The sequence below is a fragment of the Lactococcus formosensis genome (assembly GCF_037892375.1).
Taxonomy (GTDB): Bacteria; Bacillota; Bacilli; order Lactobacillales; family Streptococcaceae; genus Lactococcus; species Lactococcus formosensis.
The window spans coordinates 1342222-1366537 of sequence record NZ_CP141721.1; the positions used below are offsets into that span (position 1 = coordinate 1342222).

The 24316-nt window shown below is 37.8% G+C and carries 24 protein-coding genes; 21 read left to right on the plus strand and 3 right to left on the minus strand.

Annotation, left to right across the window (positions count from 1 at the left end; genetic code table 11):
* Positions 1-10 precede the first annotated feature (10 nt).
* The 3 genes from VNN39_RS06590 (at position 11) to VNN39_RS06600 (ending at position 2705) form a co-directional block, all read left to right on the plus strand.
* Complete coding sequence (locus VNN39_RS06590) at positions 11-1462, plus strand: helix-turn-helix domain-containing protein (protein ID WP_338997149.1); 1452 nt, start codon at positions 11-13, stop codon at positions 1460-1462.
* Between the two features lie 122 nt (positions 1463-1584).
* Complete coding sequence (locus tag VNN39_RS06595; protein WP_338997150.1) at positions 1585-2256, plus strand: WxL domain-containing protein; 672 nt, start codon at positions 1585-1587, stop codon at positions 2254-2256.
* Between the two features lie 23 nt (positions 2257-2279).
* Complete coding sequence (locus VNN39_RS06600; protein WP_165713437.1) at positions 2280-2705, plus strand: hypothetical protein; 426 nt, start codon at positions 2280-2282, stop codon at positions 2703-2705.
* A gap of 43 nt (positions 2706-2748) precedes the next feature.
* Here VNN39_RS06600 and VNN39_RS06605 read toward each other — a convergent pair whose 3' ends face one another.
* Positions 2749-3513 carry a class A sortase gene (locus VNN39_RS06605; protein ID WP_339006979.1) on the minus strand — a complete coding sequence of 255 codons (765 nt, stop codon included), beginning with the start codon at positions 3511-3513 and terminating at the stop codon, positions 2749-2751.
* A gap of 303 nt (positions 3514-3816) precedes the next feature.
* Here VNN39_RS06605 and VNN39_RS06610 point away from each other — a divergent pair, with 303 nt between their 5' ends.
* From VNN39_RS06610 to der, 17 genes are all read left to right on the plus strand, one after another.
* Positions 3817-4152 carry a hypothetical protein gene (locus VNN39_RS06610; protein ID WP_165713436.1) on the plus strand — a complete coding sequence of 112 codons (336 nt, stop codon included), beginning with the start codon at positions 3817-3819 and terminating at the stop codon, positions 4150-4152.
* A 25-nt stretch (positions 4153-4177) separates the two neighbouring features.
* Complete coding sequence (locus tag VNN39_RS06615) at positions 4178-4999, plus strand: WxL domain-containing protein (protein ID WP_165713435.1); 822 nt, start codon at positions 4178-4180, stop codon at positions 4997-4999.
* 27 nt (positions 5000-5026) lie between these two features.
* The gene (locus VNN39_RS06620; RefSeq protein WP_339006981.1) at positions 5027-5812 is read left to right on the plus strand and encodes a WxL domain-containing protein; all 786 of its coding nucleotides are present in this window, start codon (positions 5027-5029) and stop codon (positions 5810-5812) included.
* A gap of 35 nt (positions 5813-5847) precedes the next feature.
* The gene (locus VNN39_RS06625) at positions 5848-6561 is read left to right on the plus strand and encodes a WxL domain-containing protein (protein WP_338997155.1); all 714 of its coding nucleotides are present in this window, start codon (positions 5848-5850) and stop codon (positions 6559-6561) included.
* A gap of 190 nt (positions 6562-6751) precedes the next feature.
* Positions 6752-7882, plus strand: coding sequence for a DUF916 and DUF3324 domain-containing protein (locus VNN39_RS06630; RefSeq protein ID WP_338997157.1), 1131 nt, complete (start codon positions 6752-6754; stop codon positions 7880-7882).
* Between the two features lie 63 nt (positions 7883-7945).
* A complete protein-coding gene (locus VNN39_RS06635) occupies positions 7946-9016 on the plus strand; it encodes a DUF916 domain-containing protein (RefSeq protein WP_338997159.1) in 1071 nt (356 codons plus the stop codon).
* Positions 8970-9539: a hypothetical protein gene (locus VNN39_RS06640; RefSeq protein WP_165711545.1), complete on the plus strand. Its 570-nt coding sequence runs from the start codon at positions 8970-8972 to the stop codon at positions 9537-9539. Before VNN39_RS06635 ends, VNN39_RS06640 begins: the two co-directional genes overlap by 47 nt.
* A 12-nt stretch (positions 9540-9551) precedes the next feature.
* Positions 9552-11579, plus strand: coding sequence for an RTX toxin (locus VNN39_RS06645; protein ID WP_339006983.1), 2028 nt, complete (start codon positions 9552-9554; stop codon positions 11577-11579).
* Positions 11580-11612: 33 nt separating this feature from the next.
* Positions 11613-12704: a WxL domain-containing protein gene (locus tag VNN39_RS06650; protein WP_338998102.1), complete on the plus strand. Its 1092-nt coding sequence runs from the start codon at positions 11613-11615 to the stop codon at positions 12702-12704.
* An 85-nt stretch (positions 12705-12789) separates the two neighbouring features.
* Complete coding sequence (locus tag VNN39_RS06655; protein ID WP_339006985.1) at positions 12790-13692, plus strand: alpha/beta hydrolase; 903 nt, start codon at positions 12790-12792, stop codon at positions 13690-13692.
* A 24-nt stretch (positions 13693-13716) separates the two neighbouring features.
* Complete coding sequence (locus VNN39_RS06660; RefSeq protein WP_086582876.1) at positions 13717-14118, plus strand: hypothetical protein; 402 nt, start codon at positions 13717-13719, stop codon at positions 14116-14118.
* Between the two features lie 119 nt (positions 14119-14237).
* The gene (locus VNN39_RS06665; protein WP_017369240.1) at positions 14238-15974 is read left to right on the plus strand and encodes a ribonuclease J; all 1737 of its coding nucleotides are present in this window, start codon (positions 14238-14240) and stop codon (positions 15972-15974) included.
* A 135-nt stretch (positions 15975-16109) separates the two neighbouring features.
* The gene (locus VNN39_RS06670) at positions 16110-17432 is read left to right on the plus strand and encodes a TrkH family potassium uptake protein (RefSeq protein WP_017369239.1); all 1323 of its coding nucleotides are present in this window, start codon (positions 16110-16112) and stop codon (positions 17430-17432) included.
* A gap of 1 nt (position 17433) precedes the next feature.
* Positions 17434-18087 (plus strand): potassium channel family protein, encoded by a 654-nt coding sequence (locus VNN39_RS06675; protein ID WP_017369238.1) that lies wholly within the window; start codon positions 17434-17436, stop codon positions 18085-18087.
* Positions 18088-18176: 89 nt separating this feature from the next.
* Positions 18177-19733, plus strand: a complete 1557-nt coding sequence (gene ffh, locus VNN39_RS06680) for a signal recognition particle protein (protein ID WP_338997166.1) — start codon at positions 18177-18179, stop codon at positions 19731-19733.
* 118 nt (positions 19734-19851) lie between these two features.
* A complete protein-coding gene (locus VNN39_RS06685; protein ID WP_017369236.1) occupies positions 19852-20877 on the plus strand; it encodes an AI-2E family transporter in 1026 nt (341 codons plus the stop codon).
* Between the two features lie 181 nt (positions 20878-21058).
* On the plus strand, positions 21059-22369 hold the full coding sequence (der, locus tag VNN39_RS06690) for a ribosome biogenesis GTPase Der (RefSeq protein WP_004256153.1): 1311 nt from the start codon (positions 21059-21061) through the stop codon (positions 22367-22369).
* A 66-nt stretch (positions 22370-22435) separates the two neighbouring features.
* Here der and VNN39_RS06695 read toward each other — a convergent pair whose 3' ends face one another.
* Positions 22436-23134: an LrgB family protein gene (locus VNN39_RS06695; protein ID WP_017369234.1), complete on the minus strand. Its 699-nt coding sequence runs from the start codon at positions 23132-23134 to the stop codon at positions 22436-22438.
* On the minus strand, positions 23134-23529 hold the full coding sequence (locus VNN39_RS06700; protein WP_017369233.1) for a CidA/LrgA family protein: 396 nt from the start codon (positions 23527-23529) through the stop codon (positions 23134-23136). The genes VNN39_RS06695 and VNN39_RS06700 overlap by 1 nt, the downstream gene beginning before the upstream one ends.
* Positions 23530-23758: 229 nt before the next feature.
* Here VNN39_RS06700 and rimP point away from each other — a divergent pair, with 229 nt between their 5' ends.
* Positions 23759-24235: a ribosome maturation factor RimP gene (rimP, locus tag VNN39_RS06705; RefSeq protein ID WP_017369232.1), complete on the plus strand. Its 477-nt coding sequence runs from the start codon at positions 23759-23761 to the stop codon at positions 24233-24235.
* The last annotated feature ends 81 nt before the right edge of the window (positions 24236-24316 follow it).

Genomic DNA, 24316 nt, shown 5'->3' on the forward strand with positions numbered 1-24316 from the left:
AAATAATATTGTGTTAAAATATTTAGACGAAGATGATTTTAAAAAACTTCAAATTTTATATTATTTAGAAAATCATCATCTCTCTACGGTACTTTTTGATGACTTAATTGAAGAATTGTACCTTAATAATTATCAAGTCAAGAAACTCCTATCTGAGATACAAGCAGAGATTAAATCTTGGAAATTAGAGAATTATTACCTTATTGATCTCCAGACGCAGAAAAGTTTCGTACGTTACGAAAGAAGAACCCAAGGAAACATTATGCTTCTCTTAAATCATTACGTTAAGAGATCACAGATGCAAGCCTTGATTCGGGCAATCTTTACTGAAGAAGTGAACAAAATTGCTGAACTCGAAGATATCGTCTTTTTATCAAAGTCAGCCACGTATAAATTGGTGAAAAAATTTACGGATTTAACCAAGGAATATGATGTAACAATTGATAAAAATATGCGCTTTGCTGGTGACGAATGGAAGATTCGAGAGTTTCTCTATAATTTCTATCACACCTTGTATGGTGATCTTTATAAGAGTTTTTCGGAAGATGTAGCGACGGACCTTGAACAAATGATAAAAGCTTTAGAGGAAATAGAGGGGCTTTTTATTCAGGGCTTAAGTTTAACAGATAGAACAAAATTGTTGTATCGGCTCTTTGTTATCTATACGAGAAATTATTTAGGAAATAAGGCTTCAGCGCAAGATTTCATGAAGATTGACAGTCGATTTATTGAGCCCATATCCCAGATTTTACGACATTATCTTGATGGTTCTAATGAAGAAGTCTTGGAAGAGACCTATGAGCTTCTTTATTTTCTTTCAAGTGAGAGCATTACGGCACATTGTGATTTTCAAATTCCAACGAATGTAAGAGAGTTAACACTAGCTTTTACAGAGAGTTTCAATGCTAAATTTAAAGAACACCAAAACGAACTAAACCAAGCAGAAGTACAAGTAGAGTTAAACAACATCCATCTTCGCTTATTGGTTTCTCTAAGAGCAAACTTTGATGTATCCAGTTTGAATGATTTTAACTTCATGGGCGAAAATTATGAAGATATTGAGCTCTTTTGTAATAACTTTGCAGATAAAATGTTATTAGATACGCGGTATGCGGCTTTATTTCAAGAAAAACACCAAGCCCTTGTTCGTGAATATATGTTTTTAATTTTGTGTCATACCACTGCTTATCGTACGAGACGCCCAGTAAAAATTTGTGTGGACTTTTCGTATGGTATCTCTTATAACAGATATATTCTAGAGAACATCAAGTCATTAGGATTTTTAAATATTGAAGCCAGCGAAGGAAAAAATAAAGAAAATATTGACATCTATCTTTCTAATCTTCCTTCACGAGAAGTTGAAGCAGAACAAATTATTTGGGCATCACCACCCACATCTTATGACTGGGAATTTTTTGGCAATACAGTAGTTAAAGTAAAAAAAGACAACTTTAATGCCTAGTTGTTTTTTTTTATTTTTTTTCAAAATAAAATAAAAAATGACTTCTTTACGCTTAAATGTTAAAATTACCATAACTAAGCAAATGAGAAGAGTAAAAAGATGAAGGAAAGGAGGGAGAAGTAATGAAAACCTTTATTGTTATGCTATGGCTCTTGTCTTCTATCCAGTTGACAGAGCTAGGAAAGGCAGAAGAATCTAAAGTCAACTATGGAAATGATGCGGCTATCCAGTATTCGACGGGTAAATTTTCAATTGATTTTGTCAGCAGTCTGGATTTTGGGACGAATGAAATTTCTAACCAAAATCAAGTTTATTTTGCACAAGCTCAACGTTATTATAAATCAACACTTGTTACGCCTAACTTTATTCAAATAACAGATAATCGTGGCACATTAAAAGGCTGGACACTTAAAGTTTACGAAAAAGAACAATTTAAAGCAGAAGAGTATTCTCAATATCAGGAATTAAAAGGCGCTTCTCTCTCTTTTCATAAGCCTATTTTAGTGACGAATAACAATGCCCAACAGCCCCAAGCTTACGAGGTGAAGAACTTGGTACCGGGAAGTGAGACGCTGGTAGCTCAAGCTAAAGTCGGTGAAGGCGCTGGTACCTGGATAATTCGTTGGGGAAATAAGGAAGATCTCTTTTCAAGAAACTTTTCTATGAGTGGTAAAGATATTCAAAGATATTTTACTTCGTCAGTTGGTCTTTATGTTCCTGGAGATACACCAAAAGAGGCTACAACTTATCGTACAAATTTAATATGGGTATTGAGTGAACTACCAGATAACTAATAAAATTAAAAAGGAGTATCCTGATGAAAAAAACGAATAAACGAGCATCTAAGATTACTTATTTGTTTGTTTGCGGGTTTGTATTGTTATCTTTTAGTTTAGCAGGGCCAAAGGCACAGAGTGTTTCTGAGGCAGCTGAAATTATGAATCCGCTCTCGCCTGACGATAAGGTTATGCCTCAGGAACCAGAACCCATTACAGTATCACAGTCTTCAGAAGAGGAAAAAGCTCAAACACCACCTAAAAAGACTGAATCACAAGGTGGCAGAAAAGAAGAAAGACAGAAAAAGCAAGAAAAAAAGAAGAAAATCTTTTTTGCACCAGACACAACAGTTGCACTTGAACAATCACAAAAGATTAGAATCTTGGACGGAGATACATCTACATCAACAACTACAGGAAAAGTTCTGTCCATTATGTCAGGCCGTTTGCTCTTTGGAAGTAAGTGATAACAATAATAAAAAAAATCACATCATGTGATTTTTTTATTTGTCATAGCCTCCAAATATAAATAAGAAAGACTAGAGCAAGCATCAGAACGATGAGAAGTGGCAGCAGAAATTTCAACCAGTAAGTTTTTGTTTGAGTTTGTTGGACAGCGTTTTGCTTCTCGTGGAAGGCGACTTGGTCTTTTTTTACGGGTAACTCAGTTACTTTTTTAGCAGTAACAAGTACACGATAAGGTGTTTCGGTGGCGCTGTTACAAGTGATTAAGTAGAGATAATTCGGGCCTCTATCTTGTAATTCTGAAAGATCAGTTTCTCTAATGATACGGTTGGACTCGACTTTATAAGCATAATAATTATCGAAGTAGCGAACATATACATCGGCATCACTTTCTAGCTCTTGAATGCCTCCGAAAAGAAGACTGGAGTCGTACTGTACATGATGCCCAATAATCGTCAAGCTATTGGATTCAGGATTACGATTTGGAAAGAGACTCACAGTTCCTTGAGCCATATTTTCTTGTGTCAGTCCTACAAAAATGGGTTGACTAACGGCAACACTTGGTACAACAATTTGTCCGAGAGCACTTTTATTTTGATTCGCAGAGGCCTTCAGTACATCTTTTAAGCGAGGCGTCTGAATTGGCTCAGGGTCAGCCACATATTTTGGCAAATCTGTTCTTATAGTTTCTGTTTTCATAAGTTGAGAATGGGTAGCTATACTAAAATATTTTGAAAAAGGAACAGAAAGCATGCCCAGCATTAGAATTAAGAGCAGAGTGATCAATATTTTTAAACGTTTTTTCTTCATTTTTGTTCCTTTCATATTTTTTTAATCATAGCAAAATGAAAATCTTTTGTAAATATTCTCTTTTATTTTGAAGTTGAATGTACTACTTTTCCAATAATATAGAAGTTGTATTCCTTTGATTTATAAGGGATTAGAACGTTATTTTTTTAATTTTTTTTTTTGAAAAAATATAAAAGAAAAAAGACAGTTAAATAAGATTGACTTAAGAACAAACCGTGTGATTAAATAAAGGTGTGGTTTGAAGTGAGTGACGTCTAACTTCATGACCTCAAATTAAACAAAGTTAAAAGAGTTGGAGGTGAAATGTTAAAGAAAATTTTATGTGTTATTTTTTTCCTGACGGTTACAGGTTCTCTGAGGGTGCAAGCTCAATCAGAAGATGTGACCTACAGCAATCGTGACAGTATCGGTTTTGTCGGGAAATATGATTTTAAGGATCAACAGAAAGATAACCAAGATAAAAATAACGGTTTAACTTCATCTGAAAATAGACAAGTTGGAAATATCATTCCCAATGCAGGTGATTCAAGCTCTTTACTCTATGTTGTGTTCTCTGCTCTAGGAGGACTGCTCATCGTACTTAGTACAAGAAGTATAATCAAAAATAATTACCAACATAACTTAGAAAAAAAGATCTAGAAAGATTTTAATAGGCGTACAAATTATGAATAAAATTATATTGAAATCCACTGCCACATTAGCTACTTTGATAGCAATTTCTCCACTCGCTGCCACATCAGTATTTGCAGCAGATGCCAACTATTCTACTCCAGGAGATGTAGAATTTGTCACAGGTGATACAGGCACAAAACCAGTGGACCCAGAAAACCCAGGAGCAACAGTCGATCCAGAAAACCCAGATCCCAATATTCCAGTATTGCCACCTGTAGAAGTAACAAAAGGTTTGAGCTTGGACTTTGCATCTAGTCTTTCATTTGGGCAACAAAAAATTAGTTCGACAGATGAAATTTACTATGCACACGGACAGAAGGTTCTTGATGGAAGCGGTACGGTCAGTGGTATTGTTCCGAACTACGCTCAAGTAACCGATGTCCGGGGAACTTTTGCAGGATGGACACTCTCGGTAGCGACAGATGGACAATTCAGAGAAAAAGGTACAGATATGACTGCAACACCTGAAACGGGCGCTCCTCTTGGAACATACTTGACGGGTGCCCAACTGAAGTTCAGTAAAGGCGTATCAAACGGAACAGTTACTGGGGCAAAGCCATCAAATGTTAATGCTTCAACATTCTCTTTAAGTACTTCTGATCAAGTAATCATGTCAGCTAAGGCGAATGAAGGTATGGGAACTTGGACCTATGCATTAGGAGCTACAGCGGATTATGATGCATCTGCAACAGCAAAAGATGCCGTTGCTACTCAATCTCCAATCACATTAACTGTTCCGGGAAGTACTGCTAAAAAAGCTTCAGGCTATACAACAAACCTTATCTGGAAACTTTCGGATACCCCAGGAAACTAAAAAACTGGTTGATGAAAGGCAGGTAGAATGAAAAAAGAACTCGTATATAGTACAAGCTTGATTCTGGCTGCGACAGTCTGCGCTATTACTTCAGAAAGTATTACAGCTGATTCTGTAAATTACTCATCGCTTGGTCAAGTTGGTTTTGTTGCTGGAAACGAGATAACGCCTCCTGTCAGTCCAGGCCCAGAAGAACCAGGAAAGCCGGTTTCTCCTGTATGGCCTGGAGGAGTTACACCACCACCAGGAACGTCGGGACCTCTATCCATAGATTATGCTTCATCGTTTGATTTTGGAATTAATAATATTTCCACTCAAGATAAAATTTACTATGCAAAGTCGCAAAAGTATGCAGATTCGACATTGGAAACACCAAATTATATCCAAATTACCGATAATCGCGGAACGACAGCAGGGTGGACTTTAAAAGTTCGAGAAGTAGCCCAATTTCACCAAGAAAACGCAGCGGCAAAACATCCAGTTTTAGAAGGTGCAATGCTTTCTTTAGTCCATCCCAAAGCAGTTTCCTTGAACGAGGGTACGCCGCCAACCGCACAAGAAGTACTTGATCTTGTTCCTGAAAAAGAAACCGTAGTGGCAACAGCTGTAAAAGGTGCTGGTGCGGGTACATGGATTATACGATGGGGGAATGAACTTGTAGCACAAGATACACTGAACCAAGCGGAACAAAGTGTCAAAGAGAACTTTAGTAAGGATGTTCAGCTTTTTGTTCCGGGAAAAACGGTTAAAGATGCGGCTTCCTACACCACACAACTGAATTGGATTCTTTCTGAACTTCCTCAGAATGGTTGAAATCATACAAAAATAAAGAATAAGGAAAAATAAAAATGAAAACTAAAAAGATTATTTCACTCGCAGCACTTGCTTTAGTTGCTTCATCTACTGGAGTATCAACAGTCTTTGCAGCTGACGGAGGAGTGTATAACTCTGACAGTACAATTACTTATACTCCAGCAAGTGGCCCAACTGCTCCAGTTGATCCAGGTAACCCAGGAATTACAGTTGATCCTGAAGGTCCAAAAAATCCTGGAACTGATGGTCCTCTCTCAATTGATTATGCGTCGAATTTTAATTTTGGTACGCAAGAAATCACTTCTGCTGATAAAACATATTTTGCAGCAGCAACAACACTTACGGATAAAACAACACGTCCAAACTGGGTCCAAGTTACAGATAATCGTGGAACACTTGCAGGTTGGTCCCTTTCTCTTCAAGCCTCAGAATTTACAAACGGAAAAACAGGTACAGGTTCTGTATTGAGTGGTGCTACTTTGAAACTTGAAAATGGTCATATTGTTTCAGCTTCAGATGCAGCAGCAGACAAATCAGTAGCTTCTGTAACTTTAACACCAGGAACTTCATCAGGAACAATTCTTGGCGCTACTGCCGGTAAAGGTGCAGGTACAAACTTACTTGTGTGGGGAGATGATACAACTAAGGCTTCTTCTGTTTCACTAGCGGTCCCAGGTAAAACAACAAAATTAGCTGATGCTTATAAATCAACCCTGACTTGGACATTGACAGATACTCCAGCAAATTAATTTTTTAACTATATGAGAGCAGCTCTTATGTGAAAGCACAAAAGGAAGATACATATCAAGTAAAAGCGAAACTCGCAGCATTGTAAATTTTTCAAAGAATTATATTTCCTTCTCGCAAGAGAGGGAAATAAGGCATTATTTATACAATTATTATTCATCTTCAAAATATCATAATCGAGGTTATACAAAAATGAAAAACTTAAAAAAATGGGTCGCTCTTACAGTTGCACTAACAGGAATGGTTGCCTTTGGCAAACCAGCTTTTGCCAATCAGTTTAACTTTAGCGTAAAAGCAATTCTTCCGGAAAATCAGGCAAGCAAGGCATCCTATTTCGATATTCTTATGACACCAGGTCAAGAACAGACACTTACTGTAGAATTGAGCAATTCAACGGACAAAACAGTTACTGTTGAGCAAGGTTTAGCAAGTGCAACTACCAATCTAAACGGGGTCGTAGAATATTCGCCAAATAAAATCAAGCCCGATACTTCATTAAAATATAATATGAAGGACTATGTCAAACTTGATCAAGAAATTGTCCTAGCTCCCAAAACGACAAAAACTGTAAAAATCAATGCGAAGATGCCCAATTCAGCTTTTAAAGGCTATATGGCTGGCGGATTGACGTATAAGGAAAAGTCAAGTGAGGACAAAACAACAGACACTAAGGGAATCAGTATTCAAAATGAATATGCTTATGTGGTTGCACTTTTAATGAGTCAATCTCAAGATAAAGTAAAACCAGATTTGAAACTGACAAAAGTTTCTCCTGATCAAGTCAACTATCGTAACGTCATCAATGCTAACTTGCAAAACCCAACAATGGGCTATCTCAATCAAATGCAGTTATCCGCAACTGTTAAGGGACTGGATAATCCGAAGATTGAGTATAAATCAAGCAAAGAAATGATGCAGATGGCGCCAAATTCTAACTTTGACTATCCTATTTCTCTAAATGGTGAGAAATTACAAGCAGGAAAATATCAAATCAAAATGCTGGTACACGGTCAAAAAGACGAGAACGGAAAATATCTTGTTAAAGACGATAAAGGAAATGAAACAAGATATAGATATGAATGGACTTTCACAAAAGATTTTGAAATCGCAGCGGACAAGGCGCGTGAGCTTAATAAAAAAGACGTGACCATAAAAGAAGACAATTCTTGGATGAAATGGTTAATCCTTGCCTTGATTCTCTTACTTTTGATTTTTATCCTCTTCTTTATCCTTTGGAAACGTCGTAAGAAAGAAGAAGACGAAAAAGCAGCTCGTATTGCTGAGCTTGAGAAAAAATTAAATGAAAAAGAAAATAATAACTAAAAAGTATTGGCAGTTTTTGATGCTTGATAGTCTAGCTGGGATGCAAGAAGAAAGGTGAAATAAATGCAAAAAAAAATCATCACACATTCACTTTTGTTTTTTGTAACATTTCTGTGCATGATAACAAATGGAAAAAATGTCCTTGCTCAAGATATTGGTGGTGCAGATTTTTCTGCCCGCCCGATACTTGAAAAACACCAGACTAATGATAAGACAGGCTACTGGTGGCTTGATGTCCAACCTGGTGAAGAAGTTGATTTAGAAGTCCAGATAAATAACGGCAAGCAGAAAAATACTTTTGACATTACTTCAAATCAAGCTGTTACCAATCCGAACTTCGTGATAGACTATAGTTTAAAAAAAGAGGAAGCTCATAAGTATCTCTCTAGTACAAAACTGTTCGATTTTTATAATAATGTATTCATTGGTGATAGTAAGAATCCGGGTAGTAAAACCATTGTTTTACAAGCGGGAGAGTCTAAGAAAGTACCAATCAAAATAAAGATTCCTGATTCTTGGAAGAACAATATTTCGATAGGAGGAATCAATGTTACGCGCCGGGCCACAGAGGAAGAGAAAGAGCAAAGTTTAGTGAATATTTATAGCTCAGCTTTTGCCTTGATTCTTCAATCAGGCAGGCAAGACAACTCCTTTTCAGTTTCCTTATCTGCAGCTGATTTGAAAACGGATGAACAGTCTATTCGGCTTCAAAATTCCAAAGATACTCTGCAAGAAAAAACAAAACTTCAGGCAACGATAAAAGATCAAAAAGGCATATTATACTCAAGTTTAGATTACAGCTCAGGGACGATTGTTCCCTATGCCAAAATTGACTTACCACTGAATGTAAAAAAAGAATTAGAAAAAGGTAATGAGTATGAACTGAGTATCAAGGCGACCAAAGAAGATAAAACTTTAAAGGAGAGCTATCTGCTAAAAGTTGACGATAAAGGAAAGGTCCAGGTTACATCAGAGCTTACACCTCAAAACAATAAAAGCTTTCCATTAATAATGCTTATTCTAGCTGCTTTAGCAATAGGTGGAGCAGGAATAATAATCTACGTAACAAAGAAAAGAAAGGGAAAAAATGAAAGGGAAAATGAGAAACCTCATCCTAATATCCTTGATGACTAGTGCTATTTGGCAACAACACAGTACTCAGGCAGATACAGAGATAGATAAGGATAATGGCAGTGCAAATACATATATTACTGTTACTGCACCCACAACTGATAATCTCTACCTTACACAAGCTCCAGACTTTAACTTTGCGAATACGGAAGCTTCTACAAAAGATTCTATAACGACAAGAGGTACAGTTCCTTATAGTATAGTTAATATCACTGGGAATGCAAACGGATATAATTTGCAACAGAAAATCAGTGATTTCACAGGAACTATTGATGGTAAAGCAACAACGTTACCACTAAAATTCTTCAAAATTACTGTTGCTGACAATGCTTCGGGTACGATAAAAGGGAGTAATGCGGTCAACATTTTGGGGCAAGCAGGGCGTGTTTTGACAGGACAAACAAATGCTCAAGGAAACCAAAGCAGTGGAGCTGCAACTGCTGAAATTCAGTTGGATTCAACTCAAACCATAAAACCCGGCGCTTACCAAGCTACGCTTACTCATACACTCGTACAAGGTTTATAAGGAAATAATTTTATGAAAATAAATAAAAAGTATATCACTCCACTCTTGATAGCGGGTACGATTTTGACCTTAACAGTAGTGGGAGAAAAGGCAGATGCGACAGTATTGACGGGCAATGTAGATACTTCTGGTGCAATTACAGGGACGGCAGGTGCAACATATTACAGTACGAATAGCTGGAAGGACATGCTGGATACCTATCAGTCTGTCACACCAACATCTGCTTCCAATAATACGGTCTTCTTTAACATTGTTGGCGATGTTCAAGGTAAATCCTCTATTGGTGGATACGGCTATTCAAATACTGGAAATACCAATAATGGAGTTTCCATTGTAAATGGTAAAAGCTTATCCATAAATGGTAATGGTCACACACTTTATTTGGATTCTGATACCAACTATACAACTCCTGGTTCAGGAAGTGGTGCTGGTGCCGGTTATATCCGTGGACCTTTTCGTGTCCCTAATGCAGGAGTAAGTGAAGCAACGGTTCTACAAATCAAAAATGCATCAATTACAAATAATATAACTGGTGGTATCTTTCAATCCATTGGCACAGGCGGTTCAGCACCAACTTTTATCTATGAAGATGTAAAAGTCAGTAATGGAACAGCACGTTATGCTGCCCAACCGATTCGCAATGATAATGGAAGAATATTATTTTATGGTACAAATGAGTTTAATATACAGCAAGACCATAATATGAACAGTATCGGACTTTTAGGTGCTGATAACCAAGGCGAATGGATACAAGGTGGAAAATGGGTAGAGGTTGTTACAGGGACAACAACACTTAATCAAACCTGGGGCTATGATCAGCCTTTCTACACCTATAATAATAACTCTCATACAATGAAGGTAGCAGACGGGGCGCATATGGTTTGGAATCTGAATGACACCTATACCATGTATTATGATGATGGAAATAGTGGGCCGATGGTTTGGGATATTGGCAATGATGCTTCCTTTGATATTCGAGGAACGGCGGCTACAGCTTCACGATACAGTGGTGGTTGGTTTATGTGGATTGCAAATAATTCGTGGACTGTAAATGTTGGGAATAATGCAAGGCTTGCTGTCTCAACAGGAGGAGGGAGTATCAATCTTAACGAATTTCAAGGCACGAAAGTTATTCGGTGGAATATTGGACAAGATGCAACAGTACTTTTGAATAATCTAAGAACATCCGGCAGCCTTGTTACAGGGGAACCAGGAGCCGGAAGTGCCATCACGCTCAATGATCCTAAAGCTTTTGTTTTGAATACGCAAGGAGGTGTGGTATTTGATTCGACTGTTAATAGGAATAACAATTTTCCGCTTACGATAGCAGGGAATGGATTAAGAACACACGCTTCAACAGTAACGGCACCGTTAGACCCAAATCAATTGGACTTAATAACGCCCAATCAGAATAACCTAGCAAGTAATGATATCTGGTACAGACAAAACACAGGAACAATAACCGGACTGGGGGCGACGGCAAGCTCAGCTTTAACTCCAAATAACTATACTGCGGCAGATTTGAATGCTTTAAAAAATGCCAAGTATATATCCTGGTATCAACCAACTGGTTACTGGATGAGAGCAGATAAGTCTTCAATGGTAAAAACATTCAATATCTCTCTAAATCCCAACGACAGTAATGGTACACCAGCTGATAGCTCTTGGTCAAATTTAATCAATGGAAATGAGACCCAAACATTGGTAGTAGGGGATGATCGAGGACAAGTGCCAAACTTTAATCTTTCGGTAACAATGATGCAAAATAATTTTGCAGATAATATCGACTATTATTGGAGTAATCCTGCCAATCCGGCTGATAGCAAAACTTTAGGTACGGGCTTGGCTGTGTCTATCGCCTCAGTCACCTCAGATACAAGTTTACCTTCATTTATTTCGATGGCTAATGCAGGACAAAATTATACATTGACTGCTCCTAAAACGGCAGGAATAAAAATTAAAGCTAAAAATACACTACTGAAACAAACAGGAACACCATCTGGTATCTTTAAATATACCATCGCAGATGGACCAGCATAGGAGGAGAGGAAAAAAATGAAACGATTTTTTATAATGGGTGTAGTTCTGTCCGTAGCTCTTCCAAGCATGTTTGCAGTTAATAGGGTATCAGCAGCAGTGCCGGTTATTGCACCTAAGGCAACAATAACGATTACTCAAAAGCTTATAGCAGGAAATATTATTCTCTCAGAAAGTATGGCAAAAACGCTCACTGAAAGCCAACTTCAATCTTTGATGGAAGTAAAGGGGCAAGACTTAACAGGCCTAAAGCTTGACGGAAATACTTTAGCGACTGCCAATGCCGGGCTAGATGGTAAAGATTATATTGATATTTCAGTTACGTGGTCAACGACAAATGAAACAGCACAAGCGCATCTTGTCGTTGTTTCTGATGATGCAACCATCTCCTCTGATCGTCAGAAAGCGATCAATGCATACCCGGTAACTTTAGGGCAGGATATCGCTAATACGATTGGAGCAAACAGTGATCAGACAACACTTGATTATTATACGCAAGCAAAAGCTTATCATTCTGATGGAGCAGTTAGTTCAGCAGCTTTAGAGGATTCTGCTGCATACTTTACTGCCTTGAAGAATGCTCAATCTAATGACAATATTGATGTGACTTATAATTTTTCGAGCACAGATAAAAGCATTTCAAAAACTGTTGCCATATCTATCTTTACAGGGAGCCTGAATTTTACCAGTGCGCCATCTACAATGGATTTTGGACAGCTAAAAGTTAAAAATAGTAATGTGGTTGATTTTCCTGCCTATAATCAGGATCTTGTAGTTACTGATACAAGACAAAGCAACAAGAATACAGGATGGACAATGTTTGTAAAAGAAAGTCAGTCCTTAGTCCAAGTTGATGCTACAGGTACACCAATCAGTGGTGGTCGCTCACTGGCCGGGACTTTATTCTTTAGTGCTGATGGTAGCAACCATACCGTGATTTCATCAAGTAATGCTCAAGTACAAAGTCAGCCAAGTGGCACGAATGGTGGAACCTTTAATCTCAGCCAAAATTGGGGGAGTACAACGAAAAAAGGACTTTATCTTGATGTACCTGTGACTCAACAATATGCAGCTAAATATAAAGGTAAACTGACATGGACATTGTCTGATGTTCCGGGTAACAAATAGAAAGAAAAAGGAGATTTTAACTCTCTTTTTTTTATGGATAAGAAAACAATTAAAGTTGTCACGCAAGTCATGTTATAATAGGCTCATGTTAACTTTTTTAATACTAGTGCTAGTTCTCATTTTTTTAGTTCTTATTGTTAGCTTAGGGCTGTTCATGTTTATTGAAAATAAAAATCGCAGTATTTGGATTCAACAGCCCCAAAGCAATGATCCTCTTTATCCTGAATGGTATGCTTTTATGCAAGCCAAAAAAGAAGAGTGGTATTTACAGACACACGATGATTTAACCCTTAAGGCGTGGTATTTACCAGCTGAAAAATCGACCAATAAGACTGTTTTATTGGCAAATGGGTATAAATCTGTCCGAGACAGATATGGTGCTTTTGGTTGGCTCTTTCATGAGCTGGGCTACAATGTCCTTATGCCAGACTATCGTGCAGGTGCAAAGAGTCCAGGGAACTTCATTGGTTTTGGATGGTTAGATCGCAAAGATAACACAGGCTGGATTAAACAGATTATCGAGAAAAATCCAAAAAGTGAAATCGCAATGTTTGGCATTTCGATGGGAGCCTCTGCAACAATGATGCTTTCGGGGGAAGACTTGCCTGAACATGTTAAGTGTTTTATTGAAGACTGTGGTTATGATACGGTTTGGAACGAGTTGGCTCATAAAGCAAAGCATGATTATCATTTGCCACAATTTCCGCTGATTTACCTCCTTTCTTTTTGGTCTAAACTTTTTGCGGGGTACGATTGGAAGGAAGCCTCGTCAATTACGCAATTAAATAAAAATACGAAGCCGTTCCTCTTTATTCATGGGGATCAGGATACTTTTGTTCCCATGGAAATGGTGTACCGAAACTATGATGCTACACGGGGGCCAAAAGAAATATATATTGCAAAAGGCGGTCGACATGTGCGGTCTTACGAAATAGATAAAGAAAAATATCGCGAAGTAGTAGCAAACTTTTTAAAGACTTATTTTTAATTGAAAGAAAATCGAGGAGGTGTGATGTACATAAGCGCAGAGGAAATAGAGGACTACATAGCACAGTCGCCTAATCCACAACTTTTAAGACAAGTTACGCAGTTGGTTAAGACAGTGTTTCCAGATGAAAACTTGCGTTATTTTGATAATGGAAGAACTTTTTCCGCTCTCGCTTTGGGAGCAAATCCTCATCCAAGTCCAGGATATGAAGAAGCGGGTATGCTTAATATTTCTGCTCAAAAAAATTATGTTGCGCTCTATTTTTATGGAAGTAATGTGACTTTACAGGAGCGATTTCCAAAGTCAGTTATAGGACGAGGTTGTTTGCGGATTAAAAATCAAAAGTTTTTCGCAAAATACGAAGAGGATATACGGGAAAGCTTAAAAATGTTAAGTAACGATAAACCGCATGATATGAGGGATTGACGAATATTTGATTGATTTTTTGCTTGCTTTGAGTTATACTTATAGTAAGTATTCTCGGTAGGGATTGGAATGCCAATCCCTTTTATTACGAAATAAGAAAGGTTTTAATTAATAAATAAATGGCAGATATAAAAATTACACCCTTAGGCGGTGTACGCGAATTTGGTAAAAATATGTACTTAGCAGAGGTGAACGAACAAATCTTCGTTCTCGATGCTGGTCTGAAATATGCGGACAGTGACATGTTAGGAATTGACTTTGTTATTCCAGACATTGACTATTTAGTTGAAAATGCTGATCGTGTTGCAGGGATTTTCTTGACGCATGGTCATGCCGATTCGATTGGCGCATTACCTTATATTGTCTCAGAATTACGCGTTCCTGTTTTTGGAAGTGAGCTAACGATTGAACTTGCGAAGATTAATGTGCGCAATTATGATGGCAGCAAGAAGTTTAAGGATTTCCACGTGGTCAACGAAGAAACAGAAATTGATTTTGGTCAAGCTGTAATTTCCTTCTTTTCAACAACACATACAATTCCAGAATCCATGGGGATTGTCATTGGCACAGACTCTGGTAACATCGTGTATACAGGTGATTTCCGTTTTGATCCAGCAGTTGCTCCTGGTTACCGTACAAATATGCGCCGCCTTGCAGAAATAGGAAGCAGTAAAGTTCTTGCTTTACTTTCAAGCTCGCCAAATGCTTTGTCAACAGCTCAATCTGCAAGTGAGCATGAAATCTATGAAAAAATCTTTGATACAATTGATGAAGCACAAGGTCGTGTCATCATTGCTTGTAATGCGGGGAATCTCGGGCGCATCCAACAGGTCGTTGATGCAGCAATCAAGCTTGGACGCCATATCGTCTTTACTGGTCAAGATATGGACCAAATTGTCGAGACAGCAACACGTTTGAAAAAGTTGCAAATTGAAGATAAAAAAGCAATCATTAAACCAAATGAAATCAGTAAATATGCTGATGAGGAGCTTGTCATCATTGAAACAGGACGCATGGGTGAACCCTTAAAAGTTCTCGGTGATATGGCACACAAACGTCATAAATGGGTGAAAATCAAAGAAGGTGATGTAGCGTTTGCTGTAACAACTCCTTCAGTAGCTTATGAAACATTAGTGGCACGCATTGAAAATGACGTTTATCGTGCAGGTGGTGTGATGAAGATGCTGGGCGGGGATTTAAAAGTTTCCGGTCATGCCAATGCACGTGATTTGCAATTTATGATTGATATTTTACGACCTAAAAATCTTATTCCCATTCAAGGGGAGTACCGTGAGTTACGTGCACATGCTGAATTAGCCATGGAAATGGGCATGCTTCCAGAGCATATCTTTATCGCGAAAAAAGGTGAATCTGTTTCATTCAACAAAAAAGACGAAATGATTCCTGCAGGTGTCGTACCAGCTGAAAATGTTATGATTGATGGCTCAGGTATTGGTGACATTGGTTCTGTCGTTTTACGGGATCGTAAAGTTCTGTCAGAAGATGGCATCTTCATTGCTGTTATTACTATTAGTAAGAGCGACCGTAAGATTATCAGTCAAACACGTGTGCACACACGCGGTTTTGTCTATGTCAAAACATCACGTGATTTGATGAAAGATGCCGGAAATCTGGTCAACGAAACGGTTGAAAAATATCTTGCAGGAACGACCTTTGATTGGTCAGAACTTAAGGGTGCTATTCGTGATGCTCTTGGTAAATTCCTTTACAACCAAACACGTCGTAAACCAGTTGTTCTTCCTGTCGTGATGGAAGCTCGTGCCCCACAAGAATTAACACGTCGTTATAAGAGCAATAAAAAGAAAGCAAATAAACCCGCTGAAAAGTCGGAATAAGACTTTTTGAAGAGGGAGTTTGCTTAAGAACGTTGAAAAATTATCATATAGTAAAGGCCTGTCTTTTGCTATATTTTTTTGATAATGGCAAGTTCTCAAAGCATAGTAACTACAGGAGAGTAAAGCAAGCGGCTTATGCAGAAAAATTTAAAAAAATTAACAGCTTTGCAGATTATTTTTATCGCCTTTTTGACCCTTGTCATTGTGGGTGGGACACTGTTGAGCTTACCCATCTCCTCCAAAACAGGACAATTTACTCATCCTGTTGATGCACTCTTTACAGCAGTATCAGCAACTTGTGTTACAGGTCTAACAGTCATTGATACAAGTGCACACTGGTCGCTTTTTGGCCAAGTTATTTTACTCCTGTTGATTGAAATTGGTGGATTAGGATTTATGACTTTGGTTGTCAGTATCTTTTTGCTGCTCAACCAGAAGATGTCGCTGAAGTCTCGTTTGATTATTCAAGAATCTTACAGCCTATCTGATATTAGCTCAGGTGTGCGTGTTGTTACCAATGTTTTAATCATTTCTTTTCTCATTCAATTTTGTGGAAGTGTTCTCTTGTCCTTTGCTTTTGTACCAAAGTTTGGACTGATTAAAGGTTTGTGGTACAGTGTGTTCCATGCAATATCGGCTTATTGTAATGCTGGCTTTGATTTGTTTGGTAATTCGCTCATGCTTTATGAACATTCTCCTTATGTCTTAATGGTCATTGCTTCAATGATTGTATGCGGAAGTTTAGGTTTTATCGTTATGATGGACTTGCTGAACTATAAAAAGCAAAGAAAATTGTCTTTACATACACGTTTGGCATTGACAACAACGACTTTTCTCATCTTTGGTGGCATGATACTCTTTTTAATCTCTGACTTTGAAAGTGTAAGTAATAATCCAGCTATTTTTACCATGCAGAGTTTATTCTTATCCATTTCTCAGAGAACTGCGGGTTTTTCTATCCAAGAGTACAACTTATTCAGTCAAGCCAGTATCTTTTTGACCATCATGCTGATGATTATCGGTGGTACATCCGGCTCAACAGCCGGTGGTTTAAAAACTACAACAATTGGTGTTTTAGCACTTAATGTTCGCTCAATCATTAAACGTGACAAGCACACAAGTTTTAAAAATAGAACAATTCCACAAAGTGTTGTCAAACAAGCTTATGAGTCTGTTTTTCTCTATTTCTTTATGATGGTTATTGCAACGTTTGCCTTGCTCTTAACCAATCCAAAATTCCGAGTGGATCAACTTTTGTTTGAAGTTATTTCTGCTCTATCGACCGTGGGATTAAGTATGGGAGTAACTCCTGGACTTAATGTCCCAGGGAAGATTATCGTAGGTATTCTTATGTTTATCGGACGCGTTGGCGTCTTTACAATTATTTATTCTCTGAATGCTAAAGACAGTCATGAGTCACTTTATAAATACCCTGAAGAAAAGGTAATGGTAGGTTAATATGAAATCATTTGTTGTTATAGGTCTGGGACGCTTTGGCTCAGCGGTTGCGAAAACAATCGCCGAAACAGAGGCAGATTTACTCGTGATTGACCAGAATGAAGATCGTGTCAATCTTTTTAAGGATATGGTTCCTAATGCCATCATTGCTGATGCAAAAGATGAACGTGTCTTAGATGAGATAGGTATTCAAGATTTTGATGTTGCTATTGTAGCTATCGGTGAAGACATCCAATCATCTGTACTTGTTACTATGTTGGCAAAAGATGCTGGAGTACCTCAAGTAATCACCAAGGCTGTAGATAAAAATCATTATCGCCTTTTGGAAAAAATTGGCGCCGATCGTGTGGTTCTTCCCGAAGTCGAAATGGGACGCAAGATTGCTGAAAGTTTAATCTTTGAGAACATCAGTAATGTCGTGGATATTGCTGAGAATATTGAGTTCGCAGAAGTAAAAGTCTGCTCACGTAAAATGAATAACCGGGTTATTTCTGAAATTGATGATTTTAATCACTATGACTTAAACATCAGTTATGTTAAGCATATCAATGGAAAAGTAGAAATAGCCTCAGGAGATACCCGACTCATGATTGGTGACTCACTCTTTGTCATTGGTCGTCCTGAAGATATCCAAAAACTTTCTGAACAAAACTAGAGCTTTTCCAACTTCTGATGGATTTAAGCCTCGGAAGAATATGATATAATAAAACTATCTGAATAAAATAATAGAACTGGAATATAAACATGGCTTTTGAAAATTTAACTGAACGTTTGCAAAATGTTTTTAAGAATTTGCGCGGCAAAAAGAAAATTACAGAACAAGATGTAGCAGAAATTACGAAAGAAATACGTGTGGCCCTTCTTGAAGCCGACGTTGCTCTTCCTGTAGTGAAAAAGTTTATCAAAGCAATCCGTGAACGTGCGATTGGGACAGAAGTTTCAGAAGCATTGAATCCTGCGCAACAAATCATTTCGATTGTTAATGAAGAATTGACTGCGATTTTGGGTGGCGGTGAAGCAGAGCTGCTCAAATCACCTAAAATTCCAACAATTATCATGATGGTTGGTTTGCAAGGGGCAGGTAAAACAACTTTTGCTGGTAAACTTGCTAAAAAACTTAAAGAAGAACAAAATGCACGCCCACTGATGATTGCGGCTGACGTTTATCGTCCAGCAGCCATTGATCAATTAAAAACATTAGGTGAACAGCTTGATATTCCTGTCTATGATGAAGGAACAGCCGAAAGTCCGGTAAATATTGTTAAAAACGGTCTTGCTCAAGCACGTGAAGAGCGTAAAGACTATGTCTTGATTGATACGGCAGGTCGTCTCGAAATTGATGATAAGCTCATGAACGAGTTGCAAGAGATTAAAGCTCTTGCACAACCAACGGAAATTCTTTTGGTTGTTGATGCCATGACAGGTCAAGTTGCTGCTCAAGTCGCGAAAACTTTTGACGAAAAATTAGACATCAGTGGTGTGATTATTACCAAACTTGATGGTGATACCCGTGGTGGTGCGGCTTTATCTATTCGTGAAATTACAGGTAAGCCCATCAAATTCACTGGTACAGGTGAGAAACTAACCGACTTGGAAACTTTCTATCCTGATCGTATGAGCTCTCGTATCCTCGGTATGGGGGATATGCTGACCTTGATTGAAAAGGCTCAAGCACAGTTTGATGAAGAGCAATCGATGAAGATGGCTGAAAAGATGGCTGAAAACCGTTTTGATTACAGCGACTTTGTGGAACAGCTTGACCAAGTGACAAACATGGGCCCAATGGAAGACATTATGAAGATGATTCCGGGAATGTCACAAATGCCAGGAATTGAAAATGTTAAGGTTGATCCGAAAGATATTGCACGCAAACGTGCTATCGTACTTTCTATGACGCCAGCTGAACGTCAATTGGAAGTCGAACTTTTACCTGCTCGTCGTCGACGTATTGCTGCTGGATCAGGAAATAGTTTTATTGAGGTTAACAAATTCATCAAGCAATTCAATCAGTCTAAAGACATGATGCAAGGTATTATGAATGGTGATATGAACTCAATGATGCAACAGATGATGGGTGGCGCTGGCGGCAAAATGCCAAATATGAAGAATATGCCTGGTGGTATGCCAGACATGTCTTCTCTAGGAGACTTGCAAGGTCTTATGGGAGGAGGAGCACCTTCCGGAACACCTGATATGAGTTCTATGTTTGGTGGAGGTCTCAAAGGGAAAGCTACCCAATTTGCCATGAAACAAGCCATGAAACGGGCACAGAAAAAAATGAAAAAAGGTAAAAAGAAATAAAATATCAAAGATACATCTTAAGATGTATCTTTTTGCATGCTAAACATGGTATAATTTAGAAGCTTGAAAATGTGAAAATACAATTTTTTAATCTATAAAAATTGAAGGATGGGAATTAATGGAATACTACCAAAATTTTATAAAAAATGAAAAACTTAGAAGATGGGTCGTTTTGGCGTTTCTCATTGCTGTACTCTATTTTGTAAGAAGCATTCTCCCGCTGATGCTCTTGACCTTCGTCTTTAGCTACCTTGCTTATCGCTTTGTCAGCTTTATTGAGCGAAAAATTAAACTTCCAGGCAAAATCAGTGGTTTTATCCTATACGGTGTTATTCTTTTTTTAATCTACCTAGGCATTACGGAATATATTCCCGTATTGGTCAACCAGCTCACGCACCTCATTAATGCAGTAAGTAAGTTTTACCAGAACAACAGCAATGGCGAGAGTGCGTTGATGGATTCCATATATAATCTTTTCAAAGAATACAACTTGGCAGATAAACTGCAAAGCAGTTTGGGGACCTTGGTTGATTATGTAACCAGTTTTGGGAAAGGGTTACTTATTGTTGTTTTCGCCTTCTTAATGAGTTTCTTCTTCACTATTGATCGTAAAGAAACTAATAAATTTTCGGCTCTTTTCTTGGATAGTGACTTTGCTTGGTTCTTTGAAGACATCTATTATCTGGCAAGCAAATTCTTTACAGGATTTGGTGTTGTTTTGGAAACACAGTTTATCATTGCTCTCGTTAATACCGCTTTGACCCTTATTGCATTAAGCTTTATGGGGTTCCCAGAGTTATTGAGTTTAGGCGTAATGATTTTCTTATTAAGTCTCGTTCCAGTAGCTGGTGTTCTTGTCTCTTGTATTCCATTATCTATCATCGGTTATTCTATTGGGGGGATTAGAGATGTTATCTTTGTGTTACTTATGGTTGCTTTAATCCATGCTCTGGAGTCTTATGTACTCAACCCACATTTGATGGCCCATAAGACAAAACTGCCTATGTTTTACACCTTCGTGATTCTTTTCTTAGGAGAACATTTCTTCGGTGTATGGGGACTTATCGTGGGAATTCCAATCTTTAACTTCGCTCTAGATCTTCTCGGTGTGAAGGAAATTCCCTTTAAAAAACTTAAAAAATAAGAAAAGTGAGGCAGAATTTCTACCTCACTTTTAAACTGAAAAGACGGAGCTATAAAAATAGCTATTAAAATGTTATAATTACAATGCATACTTTTTCTCTTTTATATAAAAAGAAGAAGATGATGAATAAGAGAAGTGAACTTATTACTGATATTACTGATAAGAAAAGGATAAAAAATAAATGACACTACCTACAGTAGCCATTGTCGGCCGACCAAATGTCGGAAAATCGACGATTTTTAACCGTATTGCTGGAGAACGTATCTCAATTGTTGAAGATATTCCTGGAGTAACACGTGACCGTATTTATGCCACAGGTGAATGGTTGAACAAAAAATTCTCGCTTATTGATACCGGAGGGATTGAACTTTCGGATGAGCCCTTCATGACACAGATCCGTGCCCAAGCAGAGATTGCGATGGAAGAAGCGGATGTCATTGTTGCTGTTGTTGATGGAGAAACAGGGATCACCGATGCTGATGAACATGTAGCACAAATCCTCTACCGTACAGATAAACCAGTTATCCTCGTTGTCAATAAAGTAGATAACCCTGAGCGCCGAATGGAGATCTTCGACTTCTATTCACTTGGTCTGGGAGAACCTTATCCTGTATCCGCTGTACATGGCTTAGGGACAGGGGACGTTCTTGATGCAATTATTGAAAACCTGCCAACAGAAACAGAAGAAGAAAACCCAGATGTTATCAAATTTAGTTTAATTGGTCGTCCAAACGTTGGTAAATCAAGTTTGATTAACGCTATTCTTGGAGAAGATAGGGTCATTGCTAGCCCTGTTGCGGGCACAACGCGTGATGCTATTGATACAAGCTTTACGGACGCAGAAGGCCAAGAATTCCTCATGATTGATACAGCAGGGATGCGTAAATCAGGGAAAATCTATGAAAATACAGAAAAATATTCTGTGATGCGCGCTATGCGTGCTATTGATCGGAGCGACATTGTGCTTATGGTCATCAATGCAGAAGAGGGAATTCGTGAATACGATATGCGTATTGCTGGCTTTGCGCATGATGCAGGTAAAGGGATTCTTCTCGTCGTGAACAAGTGGGATACACTTGAAAAAGATAATTACACGATGAAAAAATTCGAAGACGATATTCGTTGGAAGTTTAAATTCCTTGATTATGCACCGATTGTCTATGTTTCAGCTAAAACGGGTCAACGTCTCCATAAACTTCCAGATATGATTAAAGAAATTCACCATTCACAAAATCTTCGTATTTCAAGTTCTGTCTTGAATGATGTTATTATGGATGCAGTAGCAATTAATCCAACACCGACAGATAAAGGAAAACGTTTGAAGATTTTCTATGCAACACAAGTTGCTGTTAAACCACCAACATTTGTGGTCTTCGTTAATGAAGAAGAACTGATGCATTTCTCTTATATGCGCTTCTTAGAAAATCAAATCCGTAAAGCCTTTGTCTTTGAAGGTACACCCATTCATTTAATAGCACGTAAACGTAAATAATAAAAAGCTTGAAGATTAATCTTCAAGCTTTTTATTATAACTGGTTAGAATTTCAGACAGTTAGACTCAATAACCCAGAATAATATGTGCCACTAAAGGTGCAAAAATCACGTACATAATCCCGGTTACACCAATCGCTAAAGCTCCCATGGCACCTTGAACTTTTCCTAGTTCAATAGCAGTTCCTGTACCAACGGCATGTCCAGTGCCGCCGAGTACCACACCTTGGGCCACAGGGTCTTTAATTTTAAAAAGTTTCATCAGCGGTACGCCTAGAACACTGGTTAGAATTCCTGTAGCAACGACGACAACAACTGTGATCGTTGTAACTCCTTGCATTTTTTCTGTTATTCCAATAGCCATAGCCGTGGTTACAGATTTTGGAAAAAGAGACAAGGAAGCTAACTTAGATAAACCGAAAAATTTTAATAATAAGGCTGTAAGAACCGTATTAATAAGAGCAGCAGCAGCGATACTGATTAAAATAGATCTTGCATGATGCTTCATGAGCTGGAAGGTTTTATACAAAGGAATACCCAAGGCAACAGTTGAAGGACCAATTAAGTCGTTTAATATTGCGCCCCCTTTGTAATAATTCTCATAGGGAATTTTAGTTACCACTAAAATTAGAATAATAACTAGAGTCGCAAAAAGTAATGGATTTGTCCATGGCTTACGTATATTTTCATTAATACGTACACCAACAATGAATATTAAAATAGTAAGTGTTAAACCAAACAAAGGGCTAGAAGTAATAGCATCCATCAGTGTACCTCTCTTTTATTTTCTAATAATTCAGGCTCGAGGTAATCTCCTTCATATTTGACTTTGATAAATTGAACCAAATGGCCTAGAACAAAGACATTTACAATAAGTGCAAGAAGAACAATCAGGGCTATTTGCCACCAAAAATTAGAAATTAAAGACCATTTGGCCATGATACCTACACCCGCAGGCAAGAATAAAATTGTCATGTTATTGATTAAAAAACTCCCTACTTCATCCACATCAGTGAATTTTAAAACTTTAAATTGCAAAGCAAGGAATAAAAAAATCATTCCTAAAATACTTCCGGGAACGGGAAGATGCAAACTGTTTGACAGCGTATCTCCCACGAAAGAAAAACCAAAAATAATAAGTAATTGAAAATAAATTTTCATAATCATCTCCTATAAATTACACTCTTTTTATCATAGCCCTTTAATGTTATATTTTCAAGAATTTTCAAAGAAGTTGTTGGGTGCGTTTGAAATTGTTAGGTGATTATCCTGTGTAAGTATGCCACTTGACAAAGATTAAAAATATGCTATAATAGTCTTAAATAAAAACTACTAGAAAGGAGCGTTCGTGAGGACGCTCCTTCTGTGTTGTTTTCTGAAAGGAGAAGAGATGTCAGAAACACTTGTAAAAACAGTAGAAGAATTCATCTTGCCTCATCTACCAGAAGAGTTTGAATTGATTGATGTTGAGTGGGAAAAACTTGGCGGAGATATGGTTCTACGACTCTTGGTGGATAAGGCAGATGGCATTACGATTCAAGATACAGCAGATTTAAGTGAAATTCTTTCACCTTTGCTAGACACGATTTCGCCAGATCCATTTCCAACGGAAGGTTATATGCTTGAAGTTGCAAGCCCTGGTGCAGAGCGTCCGCTTAAAAAAGCTGAACACTTCCAGGGTGCCATTGGTGAGTATATTCTTGTAAAACTTTATCAAAAAATTGAAGGCGAAAAAGAATTTGTTGGAGATTTGGTGAAGTTTGAGGACAACACTTTAACTGTAGAATATATGGATAAAGCCCGTAAGAAAACAGTTGAAATTCCAGCAGATAAGATTTCAAAAGCAACAACTTTAGTGAAGTTGTAAAAAAATCTAAATGCTCAGAGAGTAAATCTCTCCAAAGAAAAATAAAATTAAAATATTTTCCAAAAAACTCAAGAAAGAGGA

Coding starts and splice junctions, on each gene's coding strand:
- VNN39_RS06595 (WP_338997150.1), top strand. CDS start 1,585: ATGAAAACCTTTATTGTTATGCTATGGCTCTTGTCTTCTATCCAGTTG.
- VNN39_RS06600 (WP_165713437.1), top strand. CDS start 2,280: ATGAAAAAAACGAATAAACGAGCATCTAAGATTACTTATTTGTTTGTT.
- VNN39_RS06605 (WP_339006979.1), bottom strand. CDS start 3,513: ATGAAGAAAAAACGTTTAAAAATATTGATCACTCTGCTCTTAATTCTA.
- VNN39_RS06610 (WP_165713436.1), top strand. CDS start 3,817: ATGTTAAAGAAAATTTTATGTGTTATTTTTTTCCTGACGGTTACAGGT.
- VNN39_RS06615 (WP_165713435.1), top strand. CDS start 4,178: ATGAATAAAATTATATTGAAATCCACTGCCACATTAGCTACTTTGATA.
- VNN39_RS06620 (WP_339006981.1), top strand. CDS start 5,027: ATGAAAAAAGAACTCGTATATAGTACAAGCTTGATTCTGGCTGCGACA.
- VNN39_RS06625 (WP_338997155.1), top strand. CDS start 5,848: ATGAAAACTAAAAAGATTATTTCACTCGCAGCACTTGCTTTAGTTGCT.
- VNN39_RS06630 (WP_338997157.1), top strand. CDS start 6,752: ATGAAAAACTTAAAAAAATGGGTCGCTCTTACAGTTGCACTAACAGGA.
- VNN39_RS06635 (WP_338997159.1), top strand. CDS start 7,946: ATGCAAAAAAAAATCATCACACATTCACTTTTGTTTTTTGTAACATTT.
- VNN39_RS06640 (WP_165711545.1), top strand. CDS start 8,970: ATGAAAGGGAAAATGAGAAACCTCATCCTAATATCCTTGATGACTAGT.
- VNN39_RS06645 (WP_339006983.1), top strand. CDS start 9,552: ATGAAAATAAATAAAAAGTATATCACTCCACTCTTGATAGCGGGTACG.
- VNN39_RS06650 (WP_338998102.1), top strand. CDS start 11,613: ATGGGTGTAGTTCTGTCCGTAGCTCTTCCAAGCATGTTTGCAGTTAAT.
- VNN39_RS06655 (WP_339006985.1), top strand. CDS start 12,790: ATGTTAACTTTTTTAATACTAGTGCTAGTTCTCATTTTTTTAGTTCTT.
- VNN39_RS06660 (WP_086582876.1), top strand. CDS start 13,717: ATGTACATAAGCGCAGAGGAAATAGAGGACTACATAGCACAGTCGCCT.
- VNN39_RS06665 (WP_017369240.1), top strand. CDS start 14,238: ATGGCAGATATAAAAATTACACCCTTAGGCGGTGTACGCGAATTTGGT.
- VNN39_RS06670 (WP_017369239.1), top strand. CDS start 16,110: ATGCAGAAAAATTTAAAAAAATTAACAGCTTTGCAGATTATTTTTATC.
- VNN39_RS06675 (WP_017369238.1), top strand. CDS start 17,434: ATGAAATCATTTGTTGTTATAGGTCTGGGACGCTTTGGCTCAGCGGTT.
- ffh (WP_338997166.1), top strand. CDS start 18,177: ATGGCTTTTGAAAATTTAACTGAACGTTTGCAAAATGTTTTTAAGAAT.
- VNN39_RS06685 (WP_017369236.1), top strand. CDS start 19,852: ATGGAATACTACCAAAATTTTATAAAAAATGAAAAACTTAGAAGATGG.
- der (WP_004256153.1), top strand. CDS start 21,059: ATGACACTACCTACAGTAGCCATTGTCGGCCGACCAAATGTCGGAAAA.
- VNN39_RS06695 (WP_017369234.1), bottom strand. CDS start 23,134: ATGGATGCTATTACTTCTAGCCCTTTGTTTGGTTTAACACTTACTATT.
- VNN39_RS06700 (WP_017369233.1), bottom strand. CDS start 23,529: ATGAAAATTTATTTTCAATTACTTATTATTTTTGGTTTTTCTTTCGTG.
- rimP (WP_017369232.1), top strand. CDS start 23,759: ATGTCAGAAACACTTGTAAAAACAGTAGAAGAATTCATCTTGCCTCAT.